This window comes from Saccharibacillus endophyticus, assembly GCF_013185185.1.
In the GTDB taxonomy this organism is placed as follows: Bacteria; Bacillota; Bacilli; order Paenibacillales; family Paenibacillaceae; genus Saccharibacillus; species Saccharibacillus endophyticus.
The window spans coordinates 77,736-102,302 of the sequence record NZ_JAAZWE010000005.1 but is presented as its reverse complement, the minus strand read 5'-3'; the positions used below and the strand labels follow the sequence as shown (position 1 = coordinate 102,302).

The window sequence follows — 24,567 nt, the reverse complement described above, 5'->3', positions numbered from 1 at the left end:
TATGGGCGAACCTCGCATCCTGCGCGCTTTGGATCGAATTCAGCCGTTGTTCGGACGAATGGGCATCGATTACCCGATCATGCGCCGCATCCTTGCCCTTAAGCTTACGCTGGATCGGCGGCGCACGACGGGCGTAGCCGCTTTATTTCGCGCGTCGAAGTCCGGTTCGATGGAATTTGGATCGGGGCGCAAGGGCGGCAGCTCTTTGAAGCCGAAGGAAACGGCGGAAGATACGGACGGGGGATTGCGCCGCAGTTTGTTTTTTTACGGATTATACGGAGCGATTTCTTCCTTGTTCATGTTGGCGGGAGGGACCTACTTCTTTCAAGCGGGGCTTATTCTGGCGGTGCTGCTGTTCATCATGATGACCGCCATGCTGTCGGATTTTTCATCGGTCATGCTTGATGTGCGGGATAAGCCGATTCTGCATACGAAGCCGGTGGACGCCCGTACGCTCGGCATGGCGAAAACCTTGCATATCCTGATTTACTTCACGCAGTTCGCGCTGGCGTTAGGCATCGTTCCGATCGCGGTCGGCATAGTCAAAAACGGACCGGCCTTCGGCCTGCTGCTATTGCTCTCTTTTGTGCTCGGCGGTTTGCTGGTTGCCGTCTTCACGGCATTCGTCTACTTGGCGGTCCTCAAATTGTTCGACGGCGAGACGCTGAAAGATATGATCAACTACGTGCAGATCGCGATGACGCTCTTCATGTTGATCGGCTATCAGGTTGCGATTCGAGCCATGGACATGTCGCGGATCTCCGATGAATTTCATCCCGGCTGGTGGGAGTTGGCCGTGCCGCCCCTGTGGTACAGCGCCGGATTCGAGTGGTTGCTGAACGGACGCGGCGAGCCGCTCTATATCATTCCTGCGCTGATGGGACTTATCGTTCCTTTGATCGGCGCGGTGATTTTCTTCCGATTCATTCCCGCGTTCGAGCGCAGTCTCGAAAAGCTGAGCGGCGGTACATCCGGCGGAGGGCGCAAGTCGACGAGCCGCCTCAACCGCTTGCTGGCGAATCTGTTATGCCGAAGCAAAGAAGAGCGGGCATTCTACGTATTTGCCTCGGCGATGTTGGCCAGAGAGCGGGAGTTCAAGCTCAAAGTCTACCCTTCGCTCGGATTTTCGCTCGCGGTTCCGTTCATCTTTCTGTTTTCTTTCGCCACTGCCGGCGAAGGCTTATCGTCGATCGATTACGCGAACGGATTGGCTTATCTGAACCTCTATTCCTGCGCGATCATGATTCCTACACTTGTTCTGACACTTAAGTTTTCGGGCAGCTTCAAAGGAAGTTGGATTTATGCCTCCGCGCCGATCGAACGCTTGGGATCGGTATACCGGGCAACGTTGAAAGCCTCTTTTGCGCGATTGTTCTTCCCTTTGTTCATGATCGAAGCTGTAATCTTCACGGTGATGTTCGGCATTCGGATCGTTCCCGACTTGATCGTGATCGCCGCGGTTGCGGCTTCGCTGCTTCCCCTTACGCTGCGGATCACGGAACGTGAACTGCCTTTTTCCCTGCCGTTCCCGACGTCCGATCAGAGTGGGGGAATGAAGGTGCTGGGGGTTATGCTGCTGCTGGGAGCTTTTGCCGGAATTCATTACATGGTGGTCACGGCGGTGCCTGTTTACGGCGTCTGGGGACTGATTGCCGCTTCGATCGCGCTCAATACATGGGCTTGGCGCGATACCCTGCATACGAACAAATGAAACATCTTTTACAGCGCTATGGAAAAAATGGAAAAGCTATTTCAAACCTTAATAGAATCGGGTAAGATCAAGATAAGAGAAATTTCCTATTTTCAAAAAGACAGACCATAGAGCACCAATCACTTCGATTTCAAGGGGGCGACGGAACTTATGCAAGAGACGGGGCTGATGCACGATATCGTACACACAGGGGTTCCGGGGCTTGACGAGCTGTTGAACGGCGGGATTCCCCGCGGAACAACGATCATTTTGGAGGGGAATCCGGGTACCGGAAAAACAACGTTAGGCATCCAGTTCTTGCTTGAAGGGGCCAGGCAGTACGGGGAGTCGGGCATTTATATTACGTTTGAAGAGCTTCCGGAACAGATTTATCGCGACATGTCCGGCTTCGGCTGGGATTTGAGGGAATTGGAACGGCAGAACAAGCTTCGAATCATTTGTTTGGAGCCGGATGTTTTGCTGGATCAGATGATGCGAACGGACGGATTGTTCGAACAGTTGATTCGCGAGATCGATTGCAAGCGCGTCGTGATCGACAGCATTAGCTTGTTCCGTACGTTGGCGGGCCTAGGCAATGACGGCCGAGAGCAGATTTATTCGATTCGCAACATCATGCGCAAATTCGACCTGACGGCCTTTTTCCTGAGAGAGTACGGAGAGACGGAAGGACGTTCCACGCCTTTCGAGAACTATGTCTGCGACGGCATTATTCGCTTGTCGCTGCGCGAGCATCTGGAGAAGTACCGCAAGCGCACGGTTGAAATTCTCAAGATGCGCGGCACCTGCATCGTCGAAGGGGAACACCATTATCGCTTCATGAAGGACGGCATTTGCATCCTGCCGGCATTGTCCATGGTGGAGGACAAGATTCTGAGCGACGGCGTCGAACGCCTGAGTACCGGGATCGAATCGCTGGACGAACTGCTGCTTGGCGGACTTCCCCAGGGAAGCGCGTTCATGCTGGACAGCAACAGCAAAGCCAACTACAAGTACCTGATGAACTCGATTCTTGCCGAAAGACTGAAACGCGGAGACTGCGTATTGTTCATGCTGTCGGGATTAAGTTCCGTCGAGACGATCGAGCAGACGCTGGAATTGTTCGGAGCTTCGCTGAAAGAGGCGGCGGCGGAGGAAAGGGTCTTTTTCATCGACCACTACCATCGCAAAGTCGAGCGCGAATACGAAAATCTCGTGATCCACGTCGATCGCCTATCGAACGAGGAGTACCAGAAGAAGGTGTACGAAGCGATCAATCCGCATTTCCGCGAAACGATGGTTCAAGGCAAACGGTGGTTTATCCACTACGACTTGAACACGATCATTTCCGAGCGCGGGCGAGAATTCATCAAACGCAATTTTGCAGACGAGATGGCCCGTTGCAGGGCGGCCGGCATAACGGTGCTCTGCCAGACCAACTTTACGGAAATCGGACTGGAGACGTCCTCCTTCCTTGAGCGTGCTTCCAACGGAGTCATTCGCACTTGGGTGGACGGCAGTTATCAGTATCTCCAGATCACGAAATCCCCGGGCGGCCGCATGTCGGCACCCCATATTGTCGACAATATCAGAGACAGACCGTATGTTAGGCTGATATAGGGGGCTCACGAGAAAGATGACGATTTCGGACCAGGAGTTGTTGAAGCTGCAGATGGAGTGTACCGTATTTTTCGAAAATAACCCTTACGCCTATGAGACCGCAAGGGGACTCGCCAAGAAACTTGGGCGCGGCGTTGAACCTCTAGCCATCGTATTAAATCGCTTGGCCGCAATCTCCATCCTGGAAAAAAGAGGTGAAGGGAACATGGCTATTTATTCGTACAAAACCCCTTATACTCAAAACGAAGTGGAGATCCATTAATATGATCGAGAAAAGCTGGGCAATGGATGTCAAGAAAACCGTCGAAGAAATTCAACATACCTATGCGGAATTTACGAACCTTTCGATCCTGATCGTGGATAGCGAAGGTCGTCCTCTGGTTAAGCCGTCCGCGTATCATCCGTTCTTCAAAAAGCTGGTGGAAGCGAACGGAGAAACGAGAGAGCGCTTCTGGCAAGAAGTGCGCCATTATGCAGGACTCACGCGGCCGGCCCTGTGCGATCTTTGGCTGCCGGGCGTCAAGTTTATCATTGCTCCTTTTCGGTCGCCAGCCGGGGATGCCGTCTATTATGTATTGGCCGGCGTACTGATTCAGTCGGGTACGAAGGACCTGTTGGAAGAAGAAGTGGCAGGTTCGGGCCTGTACGACGAAGGCCATAAGCTGCTGCTTGACCTTGTGCTCGAAGCGGAGGAATTATCTTCCGAAGAGGCCGAGGTATGGCGCGAGAAGATCGGGAAATTGGCCGAGACGGCCGAACGTATTCTTCGGTCCGCGTACCGGGAGACGTACGTGCGGGACCGGATCGCGGATCTGCGCGGCATTTTATCCACGGCCCGCAAAGATCGCATTTCCGTAAGCGATACGTTCGAGCAGTTCATGACGCTGAGCAGCGCCGCCGACGTGATGGGTTATGCGCAAAAGATCGGACCGGGCGAATATCGCATCGCCCAGGTTGCCGGAGAAGGAGCCTCCGGGCTTCAGGACGCAGAGTTCCGCGAAGGCGAAGGATTTCTGGGCCAGGCCGCGCTGAGCGATAATCCGATGCAGTGGACGGATATCCAACGCGATCCGAGGGCATTGTTCCTAAAGCAGCGGGGAGTCGGAGAATTTTACGGACTGCGCTGCTTTCCGGTCCGCGTGGGCGGCGAGCAATTGGGCATTTTGTTCATTGTCAGCAAAACCAAGGTTCAGGTCGATTCCCTGCTGCGCGAGTTTGAAGATACGTTAATCGTGCTGGTCGGCGAATATATCGCCAGCGGAACGATCGAGGCACGCATGGAGCGCCAAATTCAACGGCTTCGCCCGCTGATGGAAGTGACCCGCTTCATGATTTCGGCTCAAAATACGCAGCGGATCATGTTCATGCTGGTGGATATGAGCCTAAGCCTGGTGTGGAATCCTTCCTCGGCGATCATCGTGCACGAGAATGCGAACGGCCAGAAGGTGCAGATCGTTTCGCGCGGCATTGCCAATGACTTTGCGGAGCAGTATGCACGCGATGTCGCCAAACGCATTTTGCGAGAAAATCCAAGCTCGCACTCGCTGGGCTTCGAGTTGTCGCAAACCGAAGAAGGGCAATTGATGATCGAATACCCGATCGTGTACGCAGGCAAAACCCGCGGCGTCCTCGCCGTCTCGCTTAGCAGCGAGCAGGAGGCGGAAGAGTGCCGTGAAGTGCTGCTGGCGTTGGCTACGATGGGCAGCATCATTTTGCAATCGGTACATGACCAGCAGCAGCTCAGCCTGCAAAATGAACGCTTCCTTCGCCTGATGTATTCGTCTGCCAAGGCCGGCGAAGACGACCAGGGGAAGAAAACGGATCTATCGCTGCGGCTGCTGGATGAGTATGCCCGTTACGGAGGCATCACGAACGAGGAAGCCTCGCTGTTACAGCGGTCCGCGATGTTGTCCGTGCTCGATGACGCCGCGAAGCGCGAGCTGGGCGAAGCTTTTGCCGACGAGTTGGCGGTACTCAAGGAACACCGTGCCATGCTCGACACGGAGGGGCAGACGGGAACTTTTTCCTATTCCAGATATACGCAGATTCTCCGGACGGTGCTGTACTTCGCGGAACTGGATGAAGAGACGGCAGGCCGGTTGCATTTGACGGGCGTATCCCCCGAATTGTTCAACCACTTCCGCAAATTCATGGCCGTTCGCCACACGGTGCAGAGCGAAGTCGTGTTATCCGACGGCTCTACCGCCGCCTTCAATCCGGCCGAAGCGGAGGAACGCGGAATCGACGCTATCGTCAAGGAATTCGGACTATCCAAACGGGAAAAAGAAGTATTGGAGTTGGTCGTTCGGGCTTCGAGCAACAAGGACATCGCGGCCAAGTTGTTCATCAGCGAGCATACGGTGAAAAATCACTTGACCAATATTTTCAATAAGATGAGCGTAAGCGACCGGGCGCAAGCTATTGCAAGAGTGTTCAATCGGGGAATCGGATGATACCCCAAAGGGAAAAATTTGAAACGTGCAGACCTTCCTAATTTGGAAGGTCTTTTTTTGTCGTTTTTCCATTTTGAATAGTAATAAATTCCCTTTTTCCGCTTGATATATGGAAAACATTTACTGAATGATGTATAAAAGTTCCAAAGGTGTATTTTTACTATTGGGTTATCAGCTAATTTCCTAGTTTCAAGAAGCAAAGTCCGTTATCTAGCCGCAGAAAAAGATGAACAAGAGAGGGTGCTGATGTGAAAATGGAAAATAAGGCTCAACAACGGACGTGGAAATCATGGGTTAGCGGGTTAATGGCAGTCGTGCTTTTGATTGCCATGTTTCCGCTGGCTCCGGAACGAGCATCTGCAGCGGGGACCATTAGCGTGACCATGTCCAACGCCAATGCAGTAGCGGGAGATGTAACGGATATCAATGTCTCTTATACCAATACGGCTCTTTTGGGGCTGAATATAGGAGCATTGGACTTTATTCTTCCGGCAGGAGTCAAAGCAACGACCTCCGATCAATTCGGCGGACAGAACCTTACCCCTTCGCAAATTTTGGACAACGGTCAACGCGTACGCGTGAGCCCGGCTCTTTTGACTTTGCTGGGATCTTCGACAGTTACCCTCTCGCTTAAACAGAAGCAATTGCCGACTTCCGGCAATTACAATTTCGAAGCTCGCACTTACGGTCTGAACGTCAACCTCGGCGGCGCCCCGACCGATACGCAAATCGCAAGCCTCGGAATCAATGCTTTGACCCTTACCCTTTCTTTGCTCAACGTAACGAACAATCCCGGCGATTCCGATACCGTTGCGGTAAGCGGAGTCAGAACCGGGGATATTATCAAAATTTATAATCCGGATGCTTCGCTTAAAACTCAGCTTACCGCTCAAGCTGACGGAACGCTTACCGTTCCTTTAACGTTGAATCCGGTCGGCGGAACGATCAGCGTCAGCCAAACCCGCGGCGGAATCGAAAGCCTTCGGCTTCCGGTCGTTTATTTGGCCGAAATCGTGCCTCCGGTTCTTTTGACTTCCGTTTACGTGTCCAACCAATCCGGCAATTCCGATACCGTGACCGTCAATAATTTGACGCCCGGAGACTCGGTTCGCATTTACGACACGCTGACGGGAACCGCGCCTTTGGCGACGTCGTCCGCCGTGCCTACCGGGCAAGCTTCGGTCACGGTCCCGACTCCGCTTGCTCCGGTCGGCGGAACGTTGTACGTATCCCGCGTGCGCAACGGCATTGAGAGCGCGCGTACCCTTGTTGCTTACCTGCCCGAAGTCGTTGCGGCATTGACTTCGAATTTGGTCACGATCACCAACGCTTCGGGAAGCGCCGACCTTGTTCGGGTTACGGGCCTGACTCAAGGCGACATCGTGCGCGTTTACGCGACCGACGGAACGTTGCTCGATTCTTTGACGGCCGGATCCGGAGGCATAGCGCAAGGAACGATCGCGCTCACGCCCGGCGGCGGCACGGTGAATCTGGTACTTGAACGCAACGGCGTGCAAAGCCTCGCGCTTCCGGTCGTGTACGTGGCCGAAGTTGTGCGTTCGCTGCTCGCCAGCGAGATCACGATTCAAAACAATACGAACGATGACGACTTGATCACGGTAACCGGCCTCCGTGAAGGAGATCGGGTCATCTTGGGTCTCGGTACGGGAACTCCGATCACTTCCGATCCCGCCAACAGCAGCGGATCCGTGGATATTCCGGCGACTTTGCTGCCGAACGGCGGCAGCTTGACCTTGAGTATCCTGCGCAATACGATCGAAGGTCCTACGCTTAACTTGCTGTACGATCCCGAACGGGTCGAAGCTCCGCTGCCCGGCAACATCACGGTAGTGAACGCTTCGGGCAACGCGGACACCGTTACGGTGAGAAATCTGCTCGCGGGAGACGAAATCATCGTTTACGGTTCGGCCGGCGCCACTTCGGCTTTGGGCCGGCAAACGGCCTCGACGACAAGCGCCACGGCGAACGTGCAGCTGACGCCCGGCGGCGGAACGGCTTACGTATCGATTCAACGGCACGGCATCGAGAGCACCCGTACAGCGGTTTCTTATAACTCCGAAACTGTGGCTGCCCCTCCTTTGAATACGATTACGGTAACGAATAGTCCGTTTGCGACGGACTCGATCGTCGTTACGGGACTTGCGGCGGACGACGCGATCCGCGTGTATCAAGCCGACGGAACGACGCTGATCGGAACGGCGAACGCTACCGGTTCACCGGGAAGCTATACGGCTTCGCTGACGAACCAGACGCTGACGCCGACAGGCGGCAGCGTTCAAGTCAGCATCGTGCGCAATACGGTGGAAAGCCCGCAAACGGCAGTTTCCTATAACGCCGAATTCGTTGCTCCGCCTGCTCCCGCAACGATAACGGTAACCAATAACGCGAATCAGAACGCGGATACGATATCGGTTACCGCCTTGCAGCCCGGCGATTTGATCCGCGTTTATCAAAACGGGACGCAGACAAATGAATTTGCGGCCAGCGGGTCGACCGCTTCCGGACAAGTCAATCTGACAGGCACAGGCGGTACGCTCAGCGTAAGCATTGTGCGAAACGGCGTTGAAAGCACAAGGACGACGATAACGTATGCCGCGGAGATTCCGAATTTCACGGGTTCGGTATCCGTCGTGAACGCCGAAGGAAATGCCGATACGTTCAACTTGACGGGGGTACCGGCCAATACGGCGATCGAAGTATTCTCGGCAATCAACGGCGGAGGAACGTCGCTCGGTTCGGGAACGGTCGGCGCGACCGGAAATTTGAGCATACCCGTTCAATTGGTTCCTGCAGGGGGCACGCTCAGCTTCAGCTTCACGCCTCAAGGTTCCGGTACGAGAACCGTCAACGTCACGTACGGGGCGGAACCGGTCAGCCCGCCCGACATGAATAATATCGTGCCTGCGAACAACACGGGCGACGGCGACACCGTAACCGTATCCGGTTTGCAGGCCGGCGACCTGGTTCGCGTCCGCTTGGTGAATGCGGACGGAACGTTGTCCGATCCTGCCGAAGCGACGGCTGCGGGCAGCGGCAGCGATTATTCCGCGCTCGTGAATCTGACATTGGTTCCGTCGGGCGGAGCGATCGCGGTCACGATTACGCGAAACGGCATCACGAGCGAAGCGACGCGAGTCAATTATCCGACGGAAGTCGTCAACGCTCCGGCGATTGCGGACATCGTGATCTCGAACAACTCGGGAACGGGCGATAGTGTGACCGTCAACAACTTGACGAACAACGATAAGATTACCGTAACCAGCTTCGATGCGAGCGGCGTTCGAGTGGATCAGGTTGAGCCGACGGCTTCCGGCGCTTCCGCCTCGGCTGCGCTGCGCCTTTCGCCTACGGGCGGATACGTGACCGTGGCGATTACGCGCAATACGATCGTCAGCGCGGAGACGCGAGTGAATTACAATGCGGAAGTCGTTCAAGCGCCTGGTCCTGATGACATCGCGATTACGAACGCGGGCGGAAGCGCGCAAGACCGGGTGGTCGTTACCAACCTGTCGAGCGGCGATTACGTGACGGTCGTGGCCTATGACGCCGACGATGTCGAGGTTGCAAGCCGCACGGTAGCGGCTCAAGGAAGCACGGCTACCGCGAATGTGGCTCTCGCGCCGGCAGGCGGACACGTTACGGTAGCGATCGTTCGTTACAGCACGAACGGTACCGGCGGCGTATCCAGCGCGGAGACGCGCGTTTCTTACAGTGCCGAAGTGGTTCCTCCGCCCGGCGTCGGAAACATTACGGTGACCAATAATACGGGAGAATCGGATACGGTTGCGGTAAGCGGTTTGCAAGCCGGCGACCAGATCCGCGTCTATGACGCGGACGGCAGCCGGCAATTGGGAACAGCGACGGCATCGAACGGTCTGGCGACTGCCGACGTACAGCTCGTGCCGGGCGGCGGCGCGGTACGCGTGACTATCGTGCGGAATACGCTGGAAAGTCAAAGCACGCAGGTCTCTTATCCGAGCGAAGTCGTCCCTGCTCCGGCCGTGTCGGACGTCGCGGTCGTCAATACGGCAGGTCCCGGCGACACGGTTACGGTAAGCGGATTGCGAATCGGAGATTTGGTTACGGTAACGGAAAGCGGAAAACAACCGTGGACCGGAACGGTAACGAGCGGCACCTCGGTACAAATTCCGGTTACGCTGAACCGTGCGGGAGGCGTCGTCGGAGTGACGGTCACCCGCAACACGATCGTCAGCGCTTCGACGGGCGTGCCTTATGCGGCGGAAGTCATTGCTACGCCGTCGGCTTCGGATATTACGGTATTCAACGTATCTAACGCGGCAGGAGTTCTCGATAGCGTCGAGGTGCGCGGCGTAACGGCGGGCGACATCGTTCGCGTCTACGATTCTTCCTATACGGAGATCGGTTTCGAGACGGCAGGCGGCGCGTCCGTCACGGTTAACATTCCTGGCAATCTGGCTCCGGCGGGGGGCAGCTTGTTCGTAGCTCTCGACCGTGACGGTTTGCTTAGCTCTTATGTGCCGATTGCGTACGGAGCGGAAACGGTCGAGCCGATCGATATTGCTCGGGTGTCGGCGAATAACGCCGTCGGAAGCGGCGATACCTTGACTGTCGGAGGTTTGAACGGCGGCGAGACGCTTCGCGTGTACAGGGCGAACGGTACGACCCTGAACATTCAACCTTCCGCAGGCAACCCGTCCGTATACGAAACGACGTTCGCGGCAGGCGGCGAGACGTTGACGCTTGTCCGTGTGCGAAACGACATCGAGAGCACGGGCATTACGTTCGCGGTCGGAGCCGAGGCGGTTCCTAGTGTCAATGCAAATAACGTAACGGTCGCAAACAATACGGGTACGCAGGACTCGGTAACGATCAGCGTAGCCCCTGCGGATTATCGGGCCGGGGACGTCTATATCGTCTATGACGCAAATTCGAACGAATTGGGACGTTCCGCTACCTATGCCAACGGCGGGTTCGCGATTCCGGTGACGTTGATTCCTGCGGGAGGAAGCGTGTTGGTCGCGCTCGAACGCGGATCGGTTGTCGGACCGACGACAAACGTTTCGTATGCGGCGGAAGCGATCCAACCGAACGCGGGTCCGGCCGCGGATGACATTACCGTCACAAACGGCGAAGACGATAACGATCCGGTCGTTGTGGACAATGTCGCGGCGGGAGACATCGTGGTCGTCTATGCGGCGGGCGGAGCCGAACTGGGTCGAGCTACCGCTTCGGCGGACGGCAGCATTACCGTTCTCGTCAATCTTGCGGACGGCAGCGGCGGCACGATCGAAGTCGCCGTCATTCGCGACGGAGCGGAAAGCGCGCGGACGCCGAAAACTTATGCGGCGTACGACCCGGCTCAGCCTCCGGTACCGGAAGCCGCGCAGGTCACGGTCGTTCGTTCGAGCGATCCGGCTGAAGAGGATATCGTTACGGTTACGGGTCTCGCGGCCGCCGACGACGTCGAGTTCTTCGACGACGAAGATACGAATATCGGCACGGCGACGGCAAATACTTCGGGCGTTGCGGTACTGCGCACGCTGAGACTGAAGTCGTACGCGAGTACCCTTAAGCTGAACGTGCTTCGCGCGGGAGTCTCCAGCGGACCGTTGGCGGTCGCATATCCGGCGGAAACATCGGCGGTTCCGGCTCCGGCGGCGGCAAACATCGCCGTCAACAATGCCGCGGGCGCGTCCAACGATACGGTTACCGTGTCAGGGGTCTCCAACGGAGATCGGGTGAGAGTCTATACGGCGAACGGAGCGACTTTGTTGGGAGAATCGACGGCGACGGGAACAACCGCGATCGTTCCCGTACAATTGGGAGCTTCGGCCGGAAATGTTCGGGTCAGCATTGTTCGCGGCAATGCGGAAAGTACCGGGACATTGAAGCCGTACGCGGCCGAGCCGACAGCAACTCCGGCTCCTGCGGCGGCGGATATCAGCGTGGTCAATGCGCCGGGAACGGCGAATGACGCGGTAATCGTTCTGGGCGTCGCATCGGGCGACATTGTCAGAGTCTACTCGGCGGACGGAACGGCGGAACTCGGCGAACGCACGTCGACGGGAACAAGCGTGGTGATACCGGTGGCATTGGACGCCGGCGCGGGCACGGTTAACGTCAGCGTTGAACGCGGCGGCTTCGAGAGTCCGCGGACTTCGGTATCGTACGGCGCGGAAACCGCTCCGAAACCGGATGCTCCGACCGTCGGGAACATCACGGTAACCAATGATGCGGGCACGACCACGGACCGCGTGACGGTCGACAATGTTCAATCGGGCGATCGGATCCGCGTCTATGAAGCGGGCATCGCGAATCCGATCGGACAAGCGACGGCAACCGCGGCAAGCGCCACGATTCCGGTAACCCTGAAATCGGAAGGCGGCAGCGTGACGGTCACGATCGAACGCGCCGGTGCGGTGAGCGATCGATCCGCAGCGGTCGCTTATCCTGGCGATCCGGCACCGCCGGCTCCGGCAGCCGGGAACATCACAGTAACGAACGCTGCAGGAAACACGTCGGACAGAGTCGTTGTCGTCGAAGACGTCCAACCCGGCGATCTGGTTCGCGTCTACAATGCGAACGGAACGGTTCAGCTCGGCCAACTGGTCGCGACGGATACTACCGTCGAAATCCCGGTTGAACTTAATGCATCCGGAGGCAGCGTCCGAGTCACGATCGAACGCGGCGGGGTAGAAAGTTCGCTCTCCGTACCGGTCAGTTACGAGCAGGAACCTGCTCCCGCAGCTCCCGCGGCAAGCGCGATCTCCGTCTCCAACCAGACCGGAACGACAAACGATACGGTTACCGTAACGACAGGAAATAACGTCAATGCCGGCGATATCCTCCGCGTGTACGGAACGGACGGAACGACGCTGCTCGGACAACGTACGGCGACAGCGACGGAAACCGTGATCCCGGTCGTATTGAACGCGGCCGGCGGCACGGTACAAGTTCGGATCGAACGCAACAATCTGCAAGGCACGTTGTCCGCTCCCGTAAGGTACGGAGCGGAGCCTGCGGCTCCGACCGCGCCGAGCGCGCCGGCGGCAGGCAGCATAACCGTTCTCAATCCGATCGGAACGGCCGATGATACGGTCGAGGTCACGAATGTGCAAGCAGGCGACATCGTTCGCGTATACGGAGCGAACGGAACGACGCTTTTGGGTCAGCATGCCGTGCCGACAGGCGAGACGAGTGCCGTCGTTGCGGTAGCGTTGGACCCGGCAGGAGGAACGGTTCGGGTACGCATCGAGCGTGACGGTCTGCAAAGCGCGCTCTCTGCTCCGGTGACGTATGTCGCTGAGCCGGCAGGACCTACCGCGCCCGCGGCGCCCGCATTAGGCAGTATTACGGTCGATAACCAAACGGGAACGACAAACGACAGCGTGACCGTAAGCGACGTGGTCGCAGGCGATATCGTTCGCGTATATGCGGCTGACGGAACGACATTGCTCGGCCAAAGCACGGCTGAGGCATCTGCCGTCGAGGTAGCGGTTATCCTGCTTGCGGACGGAGGAGCCGTTCAGATTCGTATCGAGCGCAACGGTCTGCAAAGCGCGCTTTCCGGCGAGAAGACTTACTCTGCGGAACCGGAAGCGCCGACCGCGCCTGACGCGCCGTCGGCGGCGAACGTACAGATTGCCAACGAGCCGGGAACGGCGAACGATACGGTGGAGATTAGCGGCGTTGCCCCGGGTGATATCGTTCGGGTCTACTCGGAAGACGGGACGCGCGTGCTGGGACAGGCAACTGCAAGCGCGTCTACGGTTACCGTTCCGGTCGAATTGACGACCGGTGTCGGAAACGTGGCCGTTTCGATTACGCGAGACGGGCTGGAGAGCGAGAAGACGGAAGTCGGGTATTCGGCCGAAACAGTGCCTAATCTCGACGGAGCGAGTTTCGCGACGACGGTTTATTCCGACGGCTCGGGTACCGTAGTGGTTTCCGATCCTAGCATCTTGGCGGGCGATACCATTATTTTGAGCGGAGGCGTGAGCGCGCAGGCGACCGCCGTTTCGGACGGCATCGTCACGATTCCGGTTCCTTCCGGATTTGATGCGGGAGGAGGATCGTTCGACGCGGTCCGTGAGCGCGACGGCATCACGAGCGCGCCGCTGTCGAGCCCTAACGTTTATAACGGAGCGGCGACAAGCGCTGCTCCTACTCCGAGCGTAACGCAGATTGTTTATAGTCGCGACGCGGGAACGGTCACGGTAAGCGGACTTGAACCGAACGACACCGTATCTGTAACCGTCGACGGCGTGCAAGTCGAGACGGGGACGGTAGGTACGGGAGAAACGACGGCAACGGCAGCCGGATTCGAGTTCCGGCCGCAAGGCGGAACGATTCAAGTCATTGTGAACCGCGGGACCGATTCCGGTGCTCCCGTGACGGTCGTATATGATGCGGTCGCGCCGCAAGATCCGATCGACGCTAACATCACAGTCAATAACAATACAGGATCAACCGATTCCGTGGTGATTATAGCGGGCGTTCAAGAGGGAGATCACTTCATTGTTTACGGCTCTGACGGAACGACGATCTTGGGACAAGCAACAGCAACGACTTCTTCTCCGACACTGGAAATTCCGGTGGCGCTGAATCCTGCGGGAGGAAGCGTACAAGTATCCGTGACGCGTTACGGGTTGGAGAGCGGCAAAGTGACGAAGCCATACACGGGCGAAACGTCGAACGTGACGGCTCCGGCGGATACGGATATCACGGTCAACAACATCACAGGCAACGATGATAACGTACAAGTGCAGAACATCCGATCCGGCGATACCGTGACGGTATACACGGCAGACGGTTCGGCGGTTCTCGGAAGAGCGACGGCGCAAGCGGACGGTACGCTTACCATCCCTGTAACGCTGCTCGGCGGAGGCGGAGGCATCCAAGTTTCCGTCACGCGCGGCGGCACGGAGAGCGCGAAGACGGATAAAGGGTATGCGGCCGAGCCGGGAGCGGTTACGGCGCCTGACGAATCCGACATCACGGTCACCAACAATGCAGGCAACGGAGACAGCGTACAAGTAAACGGCCTGCAAGCCGGTGACGTGGTTACCGTCTATGCGGCCGACGGCGTGGCGATTCTGGGCAAAGAGACAGCAAACGGAACGAGTCTCACAATCGACGTGACGCTGCTTAGCGGAGGAGGCGAGATTGAGGTCTCGATCACGCGCGGAACGACGGAAAGCGCCAAGACCGAGAAATCGTACGGCGTTGAACCGGGCGGAATCCAAGCTCCCGCGGCAAGCGATATCACGTACGTAAACAACACCGGCAGCAACGATACCGTGACGGTGGATAACGTGCAAGCGGGAGATATCGTAACGGTGTACAGCGCCAGCGGCGTAGCGATTTTGGGCCAAGCAGAAGCAGCGAGCGGAGAAACGGCGGTCACGATTCCCGTAACGCTCGATAGCGAAGGCGGAGGCATCAGAGTCTCGATCATTCGCGGCGGAATCGAAAGCTCGAAAACGCCGCAGACTTACGCGGCGGAGACGAGCAGCGTTCCGCAGCCGTCTGCAACCGATATTACCGTTACCAACAACACCGGAAACGGCGACCAAGTGACGGTAACGAGCGCCAATCTTCAAGTCGGCGACGTCGTAACCGTGTACGCGGCCAACGGCGTGACCGTGTTGGGCTTGGCAGAAGTCACGACTGCCGGAACCGTTACTCTTAATGTCACGTTGGGTGCTGCGGCAGGCGATGTTCAAGTCGCGATCACTCGCGGCAACGTACAAAGCGCGAAGACGACCAAACCTTACGCGGCAGAATCTAGCAGCGTACCGGTGCCGACGGTCGGGAATATCCAGGTGACCAACAACCTGGGATCTCAGGACAGCGTGACGATCAATAACGTTCAAGTCGGCGATACGTACACCGTGTACGCTTCGAACGGCACGACGATTCTGGCTCGAGCGACCGCGACAGAAGCGGGAAGGCTGACGATTCCGGTGACCCTGCCTGAAGGAAGCAGCGCAGTCAACGTAACGTTGACGCGAGGCAATGTGGAAAGCGCGCCGGCTTCTTCGAACTATACGGCAGAGCCGACGACGCTGGATGCGCCGGCCGCGGCCGGCATTACCGTCAACAATATTACGGGCAGCTCGGACAACGTCACTTTGACGAATCTGCAAGCCGGAGACATCATTACCGTTTACGCGGCAAACGGAACGACGATCCTCGATCGCGTTACCGTCGGCTCCGATCCGGCAACGTGGGTCATTCCGGTAACGTTGAATCCAAGCGGAGGAAACGTGCAAGTTTCGATCACTCGCGGCGGCATCGAAAGCAGCAGAACGACCGTTTCGTACGGAGCGGAGCCGTCTTTGGTACCTGCACCGGCACCTGCCAGCGTCGCGGTCAACAACAATGGGGCAGCAGGCAGCAGCGTCGTCGTATCCAACGTACAACCGGGCGACATCGTCACGGTCTATGCGGCCAACGGCACCACGATCATCGGCCGCGCCCAAGTTCAGCCGGGAGCGACCAGCGTCGCGATTCCGGTTTCGCTCGATGAGGCCGGCGGCAACATTCAAGTTACTCTGACAAGAGGCGCGACGCAAAGCGCGCCGACGCCGATCGTTTACCCGGCGCGTATCGAAGAAGAAGAACCGGGTACGGGCGTAGGAGGAGGCGACGGAGGAACCGCGCCTGCGGGTCCGGTAACCCCTGCTAACCCCGTCACCCCGGAAACGAATCCGGTTACGCCGGAAACGGAAGGTGAAGGCGAAGAACTTGACGTACCGGGCCGAATCGTAACCTTGACGATGCGCGAACCGCGCACGTTCAACGATATCTCCGGGTACTGGGCGCAAAGCGCCATCGAACGATTGGCCGCGCTCGGCGTTATCGACGGCCTGCCGGACGGCAGCTTCGCACCGCGCGAAACGCTGTCTCGGGCGCAGTTTACGAAGATGGTCGCTACCCTGCTGGGTATCAATTCGCAGAATTCGCCGATCTTCTCGGATACGCCGGCCGGCCGTTGGTATACAGCTTCGATCCAAGGAGCTTACGAACAAGGGATCGTGAACGGCTATACCGGAGGCAACTTCGATCCGGACGAACCGGTTACGCGCGAAGAAATGGCGAAAATTTTGACCAACGCCATGCTGTGGCTGAATCCGGACGTATTCCCGAACAGCCCGGATTACGCAGCGGCAGAAGCTTTCCGTGATTACGACCGTGTCGGCAACTGGGCAAAAGAACCGATCAGCCGGATGCTTGAAGAAGGCATTTTGATCGGCAAAACGAACGGCGTGCTTGATCCGAAAGGCAATGCGACGCGCGCCGAAGCGGCAACCGTCCTGGTCCGATTGATCGAGCGCATGAGCGACAACTTCACATCGTAAGCGAAATAATCAAAGTAAACGCAATAGTTAAAGACCCCCGTTCTCCGACAAGTGGAGGCGGGGGTCTTTTTTTGAAAATAACGATGTGGCAAAACGAACGTTAACCCAGCAACCCAAGCATCACAGGCGCCGCCAACAAGGTGAACAGAGCCGCAAGAATCATCGAAATACTCGAAATGGTCCCGGTCAGCGGATTCAACTCGAAGGCTTTCGAAGTCCCCGTACCGTGCGCGCTCGTTCCGAATAAAACGCCGCGGGCGATATCGCCTTCGATGCGCAGCAGCTTAACGACGGAAGGGCCCATCATCGCGCCGAGCAAACCGGTCATGATGACGAACACGGCCGTGATAGTGGGAACGCCGCCAATCATCTGCGAGACGTTCATCGCAATAGGCGTGGTGACCGAGCGAGGGACAAGGCTGCTGGCGAGTTCGCCGTTGAGGTGCATCATTCGAGCCAACAGAGCTGAAGACAGCATAGCCATCAGAGAACCGAACAACACGCTTGCGACAATCTCTCCCGCATGTTTTTTAAGCGTCTGGAGATTTTTATACAGCGGTACGGCAAATGCGACCGTAGCCGGCTGAAGCAGTTTGGAGAGCCAAGCCCCGCCTGCGTTGTAGCTATCGTAGGACGAATGCGTGGCAAGCAGCAGCACAACCAGAATAATCGGCGTGACAAGCAAGGGCGATAGATAAACGCGCGGATATTTGCGATATACCCACTTGGCGGCATAGTAGATAATCAGTGTGGCGGTCAGGTACGTAACGGCTTCGTTAATCATGAGGCTCGACTCTCCTTTCTTTTGGATAAGGCACCTGCCAGCAGGCCTGAGCTGACCATGACGATCAGGGTGCTCAGAATGACGACGGCCAGAATGCGGATTCCGTCTTGTTCAAGCAGCGGGATATAATTCATGACGCCGACGGCGGCAGGGATGAAGAACAACAGAAGCTCGGCCAGCAGCCAGTTCGCGCCCAATTCGACCCATTCCAGCTTCACGATCCGAAATTGGAGAAGCAAGAATAAAACGAATATGCCCAGGATGCTGCCGGGAACCGGAAGGTGCATCCAGACCGCCAACCGATTCATCAGCAGGGAGAAACCCATCAGGCCCGCAACCTGAATCGCGGCAAGCAGTGCTTTTTTCATAAAAGGGACGTTCCTTTCCGAGTTATATATGAAAAATATGCTAGAAATGTTCTGTAACCGATTCTCTATATTGAAAATTTTACATCTCTTTCTTTCATGAGTAAAATGAATATAAAGAATGAAGATCATTCCTTAGGGTTATGTATTTTCGATATGGAGGTAGCTTATGGACATTCGGCATTTGGCTTATTTTCTGGAGACCGCACGTTTGAAAAGCTTCACTCGAGCTGCCGAATCCCTTTACCTCACTCAACCGGCGATCAGCAAAGCGATCCGCCAGTTGGAGGAAGAACTTGGCGCGACATTGTTTGACCGAATCGGCAAGCGGATCGAACTCACCGATGCGGGGCGCGTCGTGATGGAACAGGCGCAGGCGATCACCCAATCGTTCTCCAGCCTGTCGGCAAAACTCGGCGATCTGGCGGAGCTGAAAAGCGGACAGATTCGGATCGGCCTGCCGCCCATGGTCGGATCAAGCTTTTTCCCGAAGGTGATCGGCGCGTTCCACAATCGTTATCCCGACGTGACGCTTCAGGTATTCGAAGACGGAGCCAAAAAGGTAGAGTCCGACGTTGCCGACGGACTGCTCGATATCGGCGTCGTGGTGCTTCCCCACTCGTTCGACGTCTTCGACTCTTTTCAGTTCGCCGAAGAACGGTTGAACCTGATCGTGCCGGCCTCGCATGCTTTGTCCGGGGCATCGAGCGCAAAGCTGGAAGAGCTGGCGCAGGAGAACTTCGTCTTTTTCCGGGAAGACTTCACGCTGCATGACCGCATTATTAATGAATGTCTGCAAGCCGGCTTCCAGCCTCGTATCGTGTACGAAAGCTCGCAGTGGGATTTGATCAGCGAGATGGTAGCGGCAGGACTCGGCGTGGCGCTGCTGCCGGAAACGATCTGCCGCCAGGCGTCGGGCAAGGCGGTGAGCGTCGTGCCTTTGGAGGAGCCGGCGATTTGGTGGAGGCTCGGCGTGATCTGGCGGAAGGATCGATATCAATCGTATGCGGCGCGCGAATGGATTTCGTTCACGCGGGAATGGTTGGGCGGCACGCCGGTGGAAGAAGGAAGCGGCAAGCGGTAGGCGAGAAGGCTGCGAGAGAAATTCGTTTCGGTCGCTATCATTCCTATACTGAATTTCTCTCTCCGTCTTCTCGCTTCCAGTTACGTCGAATTTTCTCGACACGTTGAGAGCCCTTTAAAAAGAGGGCTTTTTTCGCGTTGATTTTTTTGCCCCGAAAAACCTGCATCATCATGGCGAACTGCTCCGGCGAGTGTGCGGTGACCGACTTGAGGTAGCCGGATCGGGTGCCGCGTTTTGACTTTTTTTGCGAAAAAAACCTGAACGAAAAATTCGCCTCTTTCTTTAGCGTTTCTTTAGATTTGCCTTCTACACTGGGTTCATCGGAAGAAAGGCTTCCGGAAAACGGACCGCAGGCGCGGCAAAGGAGAAGGATAGAACATGGAAAAGATCCAACAAAGACCGATCGAGATTCCGCAGGCGTCGCATCCGCTGGCGGAAGTCGGCAACGTCACGAAAAAGGTGCGGAAGCGCATACTGCTCAAAGACGTGTCTTTCGCGGTGGAGCAGGGAGAGATCTGCGGGCTGCTGGGTCCCAACGGAGCGGGCAAAACGACGCTGATCCGCGTCATGACCGGACTGATCCGTCCCGATTCGGGCGACATCCTGATCGGCGGCCGCAGCGTGGTGCGCGAGCGCGAAGCCGCCGTGGCGAACGTGGGCGCGATCGTGGAGTCGCCGATTTTCTTTCCTTATATGACGGGGCGCGAAAATCTGGACAATCTGGCGCTGCTGCATCCCAATCTGCCGGATCGCAAAGCGCGGAAGCGCCGGATCGAAGAAGTGTTGGAAGTCGTGCGAATGGACAAGCGCGCCGACGAGAAAGTCAAAACGTATTCGCTCGGCATGAAGCAGAGGCTGGGCATCGCGCAGGCGCTGCTCGGCGATCCGCAGCTGCTGATCCTGGACGAACCGGCGAACGGACTCGATCCCATGGGCATCCGCGAGCTGCGCGAGTTGATCTTGAAGCTCAAAACCGAGTTCGGCAAAACGATCCTCGTATCCAGCCACCTCTTGGACGAACTGCAAAAGATCTGCGACCGCATCGTCGTCATCCGCGAAGGCGAGCAGGTCTTCTCGGGAAGCCGCGAAGAAATGATCGGCAGCAGCGGCAGTCTGGAAGACGCCTTCGTGGAGATGATGACGAGATGAGCTTGTTGGTGAACGAAAACATCGAAGGCGTCCGGTTTGCCCGGGTGTTGGAAGCGGAATGGAGAAGATTATGGAAAAGGCGGCCCGTTCGCCTGATGGCGCTGACCGCGCCGGCGGCCTCGCTTGTGTCGGCCAAGTACCTGCTGTCCCAAAACGCGCTGCTCGATCCGGCGCTTCCGGAATACGCGACGGCGGGCAATGTGCCGGTGCTGGCGCTGGCCGAGATGCTCGTTACCGCGTTCAGCGGCATGATGCTGGTGCTTGCGGGCTTGACGGTGACCGAAGAATACCGCGGCGGGCAGCTGCGGATGGGCATGCTGCGAGCCGTTTCGCTGACGCGGATCATGGCGGCAAAGTGGCTGGCCTGCCTGTCGTTCGTGCTGATTCAGCTTGCGCTTTACTTTCTAAGCTCCGTCGTCATCGGACGGTTCGGATTTCCGAATCCGGCGTCTTATCCGCTTTTTTACGAGGCGGGCACGGTTTCTTACGCGCAGGGAATATTTTACGATCTGGCGTATTACGGATTGGCCGCATTGGCGCTGGCGGTTTTGTTGACGGTGTTTTTCTGGATCGCGACGATCGGGCGTTCGTCCACGGCGGCTTTGGGAACGGGGATCGGCTTTTTGCTGTTGTCTTACGCGGCGCCTACGCTGCTGAACTATTTTCGGCCGCTGCTGGACGCGGGCGTCTACATGCGAATGTATTTCCTGTCGCTGCTCATGATCGAATGGGAAGGACTGGCGGCGACGCTCGCGAACCTGCACGGGCTGGCGGTATGGAATTTCGGCGTGCTGGCGGGTTACGCGATATTGTTCGGCGGGATGACGGCATGGGCTTGGAAAAGGAGGGATTCGTTTGAATAACAAAAATAAAGTCGGCCTGGGCAATATGGTCCGCAGCGAGGCGCAGAGAGTGTTCAAGCGCAAACGGACCTGGGCCGTGCTGATCGTTTATATGGCGTTCGCGCTGCTGGAATGCGTATTTTTGACGATGATGAACACGAGTTTTTACGATCCGCGGCGCAGCGTGGCTTTGGATTCGCTCAATACGGCGCCTTTCCTTCTCAGGGAACTCGCGATTCTGATGAATTTCGTCGTGATTCCGATGCTGGCGGCGGACAGCTTCGGAGGAGACGTCTCCTCGGGAGCGCTGCGAACGGTTTTGATCCGGCCGGTCTCGCGCGCGAAACTGTTCGGGGTCAAATGGTTGGTGCTCGGCCTGACGGTAGGAGGACTGACGCTGTTCACCTGGGCGGTCGGAACGGCGTTCGCCCGGATCGCGATGCCCGCGGTCGAAGAAACGACGCTGATGGGAGCCGGCCGGCTCGACAGTTCGGGCGCGCTCGGCTTCACGTTGGGATTTTATATGCTCGCGTTCTGCGTGTTTTCGGCGCTGATCGGAATCGGGGGCGTCGTATCGCGGGTGCTGCCGAATCCGGTGCTGGCTTATGTCGGAATCTTGGCCGTGATCGTCGGAGGACTGTACGTTTCGGACCGGCTGTCTTTCCTGCTGTCGGTATCGGATTCGCTGTTCCGTTTTCTCGGAGGGATTCCGGGCAGCGACGCTTCGCTGGCGTGGATGCTCTGCGCGATGCTGGCGGGCTGCGCTATAATAGGAACATGGAGTTGGCAGCGCAGGGACTGGACGCAGTGAGCGGGCGAAGCGCCCGCGAAAGCGCGGAACGCCGGTCGGCGCGGCACGGAAAAGGGGAGGACGGAAGATGGCGGAGACGGTGTTGTTGGTGGACGACGAACGCGAGATCGTGGCGTTCATGCGGGACGCGCTGGAGGACGAAGGATATCGGGTGCTGTGCGCGTACGGCGGGGAGCAGGCGCTGGAGCTGCTTTCGCGCAAGCCGGACGTCGTCGTGCTGGACGTGATGATGCCCGGCATGGACGGGTACGAGCTGTGCGCGGCGATCCGGGAAGAGGCTTCGTGCCCGATCCTGTTCGTCAGCGCCCGGCGTTCGGAAGAAGACCGGGTGCTCGGCTTGATGGCGGGCGGCGACGATTATCTGGTCAAGCCGTTCGGTCTGCGCGAATTCAAAACGAGGATCTACGCGCATCTTCGCCGGGAAAAAAGGGATCGGGCCGCTTCCGACCGTTTTTTGCGGTTCGGCAGGCTCGCGATCGACGGAAAAGGACGCGAAGTGCGGCTGGGCGAAACCGAAGTGCCGTTGACGGCGCGGGAATTCGATATCTTGCTGCTGCTGGCGCTGCATCCGTCGCAGGCGTTCGCGCGGGAAGACATCTACGAACGGATTTGGGGGCTGGAAGCGGACGGGGATTCGGCTACGGTAACCGAACACGTCAAAAAAATCCGGGCCAAACTGAGCGCCGCCGACGCGGCGTGCAATCCGATCGCGACGGTCTGGGGGGTCGGATACAAGTGGCAGGCTTGACCGGCGGTAAAAATCCGGGACCGGATTCCGGATCGGGCGAAAAGACGGGCGTGAGGAAAAAACGATTTGGCTTAACCGGTCCCGCGTCCAAAGAAAGATCGTTGAAGGTACTGATCGGGCGGACATTCCGCGGCACGCTGCTGCTGAGCGTGCTGGCGACGCTGTTGACCTGGGGGCTGGGACTTGCCGCGCTTGCGGCGTTCGGAAGTTCGCTTCGGCCGGCGAATTATTACGAGAACCGGATTCCGGAAGTCGCGGCGCGCGTGCAGGCGCTGGAAGATCCGGTTTCCGCGGCTTCCCGTTCCGAGATGGAACGGATCGTGCCGCGGGAAGGCATCGGTTACGCCGTGTACGACGCTTCGGGAAACCGGGTATACGGATCGTTCGAGCCCGGTCCGTCGGCAGCGGTCGGCGGCGCGGCGGACCTGCTCGGAAAGCTGAACCGCCAAGTCTCTTCCGACGGGTACTACGTGCGTTACGAACCGCTGACGGCAGCTGACGGACGCTTCGCCGGAGCGATCGCCCTGCGTTACAAGCTGACGGTCGCTTCGTCCAATCCGGCATGGAGCGTGCCCGTGGTTCTCGGCGGACTGCTGATGGCGGCCGCGCCTTTTGCATACTTGTACGGCTTCGCGGTATGGGGCGGACGCAGGCTCGGCCGGCGGTTGGAAAAGCCGTTCGGACGCTTGATCGAAGGCGCGGAAAAGATCAGAGAACACGATCTGGACTTTTCGCTGGAGCGCGGCGGCACCGGCGTTCGCGAACTGAACCAGCTGATGACGGCTTTCGAGCAGATGCGCGAAGCTTTGAAGGACGCGCTGCGCCGCGAATGGGAGTCGGAGCGGGAACGCCGCGACATGATCGCGGCCGTGGCGCACGATCTGGGCACGCCGCTCAGCGTGATTCGCGGCCATGCCGAAGTGTTGCTCGGCGACGCGGGCAAGCGGCCCGAACGGGCGGAGCGTTACGCGCGGACGATCTTGGGCGCGGCTGACCGCTCGATCCGGCTGACCGAAGATTTGTCGGAAGCCGCCAAAGTGGAACGGCCGGACTTTATCCTTAGTCCCGAGCCGGTGGATCCGGAAGCGGCGGTGCGCGCCAAAGCGCAGGAATACGCCTTTTTATGCCGCAGGCAGGGGGTCGGGTTCGTGCTGTCCGTGAACGATCTGCGCGAAGAACGCGAACGGATTCCGCTGAAGCTGGACCAGCATCGGATCAACCGGGTGCTGGACAACCTGGTGGGCAACGCCCTGCGTTATTCGCCGGAAGGCGGAAAAATCGAAATGGACCTTCGCCTGCGGACCGGCGAAGCGGAATACGAGATTCGCGACGAGGGACCGGGGTTTACCGAATCCGGAGCCGGCCGCATTTTCGAGAAATTCTATCGCGAAGACGCGGCAAGATCCGCAGCCGGCGGCCCCGGCGACGGCGCGCATTCGGGGCTGGGGCTGTTCATCGCCCGAACCATCGTGCGCAGGCACGGCGGGGAGATCGCCGCCCGCAATCGTCCGGAAGGAGGCGCCGCGGTCCGCTTTTCCGTGACGGAGCTGAATACGGAGTAACGCCGATTCGCTTGCTTTTTTATTCTCTTTTTGTTTTCGCGAAAAAAAACCGCCCGCGATTGATCCGCAGGCGGTTTTTGGCGTATAGGTCAAGTT

13 protein-coding genes are annotated in these 24,567 nt (G+C 57.8%); 11 read left to right on the top strand and 2 right to left on the bottom strand.

Annotation, left to right across the window (positions count from 1 at the left end; genetic code table 11):
- Position 1: 1 nt before the first annotated feature.
- The 5 genes from HRQ63_RS17880 (at position 2) to HRQ63_RS17860 (ending at position 17,126) form a co-directional block, all read left to right on the top strand.
- Positions 2 to 1,711, top strand: a complete 1,710-nt coding sequence (locus tag HRQ63_RS17880; protein ID WP_172246316.1) for a hypothetical protein — start codon at positions 2 to 4, stop codon at positions 1,709 to 1,711.
- A gap of 150 nt (positions 1,712 to 1,861) precedes the next feature.
- Positions 1,862 to 3,307 (top strand): ATPase domain-containing protein, encoded by a 1,446-nt coding sequence (locus HRQ63_RS17875; protein WP_172246314.1) that lies wholly within the window; start codon positions 1,862 to 1,864, stop codon positions 3,305 to 3,307.
- Between the two features lie 16 nt (positions 3,308 to 3,323).
- On the top strand, positions 3,324 to 3,569 hold the full coding sequence (locus HRQ63_RS17870; RefSeq protein WP_172246312.1) for a hypothetical protein: 246 nt from the start codon (positions 3,324 to 3,326) through the stop codon (positions 3,567 to 3,569).
- 1 nt (position 3,570) lies between these two features.
- Positions 3,571 to 5,760 carry a LuxR C-terminal-related transcriptional regulator gene (locus HRQ63_RS26230; protein WP_172246311.1) on the top strand — a complete coding sequence of 730 codons (2,190 nt, stop codon included), beginning with the start codon at positions 3,571 to 3,573 and terminating at the stop codon, positions 5,758 to 5,760.
- Positions 5,761 to 6,014: 254 nt separating this feature from the next.
- Positions 6,015 to 17,126 (top strand): S-layer homology domain-containing protein, encoded by an 11,112-nt coding sequence (locus HRQ63_RS17860; protein ID WP_229714334.1) that lies wholly within the window; start codon positions 6,015 to 6,017, stop codon positions 17,124 to 17,126.
- Positions 17,127 to 17,226: 100 nt separating this feature from the next.
- Here HRQ63_RS17860 and HRQ63_RS17855 read toward each other — a convergent pair whose 3' ends face one another.
- Together HRQ63_RS17855 and HRQ63_RS17850 are read right to left on the bottom strand one after the other, a co-directional pair.
- Positions 17,227 to 17,910 carry a CidB/LrgB family autolysis modulator gene (locus HRQ63_RS17855; RefSeq protein ID WP_172246307.1) on the bottom strand — a complete coding sequence of 228 codons (684 nt, stop codon included), beginning with the start codon at positions 17,908 to 17,910 and terminating at the stop codon, positions 17,227 to 17,229.
- Positions 17,907 to 18,278, bottom strand: a complete 372-nt coding sequence (locus HRQ63_RS17850) for a CidA/LrgA family protein (RefSeq protein WP_172246305.1) — start codon at positions 18,276 to 18,278, stop codon at positions 17,907 to 17,909. The genes HRQ63_RS17855 and HRQ63_RS17850 overlap by 4 nt, the downstream gene beginning before the upstream one ends.
- Before the next feature lie 166 nt (positions 18,279 to 18,444).
- On the opposite strand from HRQ63_RS17850, the gene cidR reads away from it, so the two are divergent.
- The 6 genes from cidR to HRQ63_RS17820 all read left to right on the top strand — a co-directional run bounded on the left by cidR (position 18,445) and on the right by HRQ63_RS17820 (position 24,471).
- On the top strand, positions 18,445 to 19,359 hold the full coding sequence (gene cidR / locus HRQ63_RS17845; protein WP_172246303.1) for a cidABC operon transcriptional activator CidR: 915 nt from the start codon (positions 18,445 to 18,447) through the stop codon (positions 19,357 to 19,359).
- Positions 19,360 to 19,737: 378 nt separating this feature from the next.
- Positions 19,738 to 20,508, top strand: coding sequence for an ABC transporter ATP-binding protein (locus HRQ63_RS17840; protein ID WP_172246301.1), 771 nt, complete (start codon positions 19,738 to 19,740; stop codon positions 20,506 to 20,508).
- Positions 20,505 to 21,371, top strand: coding sequence for an ABC transporter permease (locus HRQ63_RS17835; protein WP_172246299.1), 867 nt, complete (start codon positions 20,505 to 20,507; stop codon positions 21,369 to 21,371). The genes HRQ63_RS17840 and HRQ63_RS17835 overlap by 4 nt, the downstream gene beginning before the upstream one ends.
- A complete protein-coding gene (locus HRQ63_RS17830) occupies positions 21,364 to 22,161 on the top strand; it encodes an ABC transporter permease (RefSeq protein WP_172246297.1) in 798 nt (265 codons plus the stop codon). The genes HRQ63_RS17835 and HRQ63_RS17830 overlap by 8 nt, the downstream gene beginning before the upstream one ends.
- A 67-nt stretch (positions 22,162 to 22,228) precedes the next feature.
- Positions 22,229 to 22,909, top strand: coding sequence for a response regulator transcription factor (locus tag HRQ63_RS17825; RefSeq protein ID WP_172246295.1), 681 nt, complete (start codon positions 22,229 to 22,231; stop codon positions 22,907 to 22,909).
- Positions 22,897 to 24,471 carry a sensor histidine kinase gene (locus HRQ63_RS17820; RefSeq protein WP_172246293.1) on the top strand — a complete coding sequence of 525 codons (1,575 nt, stop codon included), beginning with the start codon at positions 22,897 to 22,899 and terminating at the stop codon, positions 24,469 to 24,471. The genes HRQ63_RS17825 and HRQ63_RS17820 overlap by 13 nt, the downstream gene beginning before the upstream one ends.
- Positions 24,472 to 24,567 lie beyond the last annotated feature (96 nt).

Bases quoted from the DNA above. Each gene is read 5' to 3' on its own strand.
- HRQ63_RS17880 (WP_172246316.1), top strand. From the start codon at position 2: ATGGGCGAACCTCGCATCCTGCGCGCTTTGGATCGAATTCAGCCGTTG.
- HRQ63_RS17850 (WP_172246305.1), bottom strand. From the start codon at position 18,278: ATGAAAAAAGCACTGCTTGCCGCGATTCAGGTTGCGGGCCTGATGGGT.
- HRQ63_RS17855 (WP_172246307.1), bottom strand. From the start codon at position 17,910: ATGATTAACGAAGCCGTTACGTACCTGACCGCCACACTGATTATCTAC.
- HRQ63_RS17870 (WP_172246312.1), top strand. From the start codon at position 3,324: ATGACGATTTCGGACCAGGAGTTGTTGAAGCTGCAGATGGAGTGTACC.
- HRQ63_RS17825 (WP_172246295.1), top strand. From the start codon at position 22,229: ATGGCGGAGACGGTGTTGTTGGTGGACGACGAACGCGAGATCGTGGCG.
- HRQ63_RS17840 (WP_172246301.1), top strand. From the start codon at position 19,738: ATGGAAAAGATCCAACAAAGACCGATCGAGATTCCGCAGGCGTCGCAT.
- HRQ63_RS17835 (WP_172246299.1), top strand. From the start codon at position 20,505: ATGAGCTTGTTGGTGAACGAAAACATCGAAGGCGTCCGGTTTGCCCGG.
- cidR (WP_172246303.1), top strand. From the start codon at position 18,445: ATGGACATTCGGCATTTGGCTTATTTTCTGGAGACCGCACGTTTGAAA.
- HRQ63_RS17875 (WP_172246314.1), top strand. From the start codon at position 1,862: ATGCAAGAGACGGGGCTGATGCACGATATCGTACACACAGGGGTTCCG.
- HRQ63_RS17860 (WP_229714334.1), top strand. From the start codon at position 6,015: ATGGAAAATAAGGCTCAACAACGGACGTGGAAATCATGGGTTAGCGGG.
- HRQ63_RS26230 (WP_172246311.1), top strand. From the start codon at position 3,571: ATGATCGAGAAAAGCTGGGCAATGGATGTCAAGAAAACCGTCGAAGAA.